The organism is Blastococcus sp. CCUG 61487, from assembly GCF_005222955.1.
In the GTDB taxonomy this organism is placed as follows: Bacteria; Actinomycetota; Actinomycetes; order Mycobacteriales; family Geodermatophilaceae; genus Blastococcus.
Genome location: NZ_LWUA01000136.1, coordinates 1 through 216 on the forward strand (window position 1 = coordinate 1; position 216 = coordinate 216).

The 216-nt window shown below is 78.2% G+C and carries 1 protein-coding gene; it reads left to right on the top strand.

What is annotated here, in order from left to right; all coding sequences use genetic code 11:
- A partial coding sequence (locus A6V29_RS08580; protein WP_170977775.1) for a dienelactone hydrolase family protein occupies positions 1-216 on the top strand: 216 nt, incomplete at both ends.

Below are 216 nucleotides of genomic sequence, written 5' to 3' on the forward strand. Positions count from 1 at the left end.
ATGGCGGAGCTGCGGCGGCGCCACGGAGCCGATCTGCCCGTCGTCACCGTGGGCTTCTGCTTCGGCGGCAGCCACTCCTGGCGGCAGGCCGGCGGGCAGCTCGGCCTGGCCGGCTGCGCGGGCTTCTACGGCCGCCCGGCGCTGGTGGGCGAGGCCGCCGAGCGGGCCCACCTGCCCACGGTCATGGTGATCGCGGGCGCGGACCAGGCCACGCCC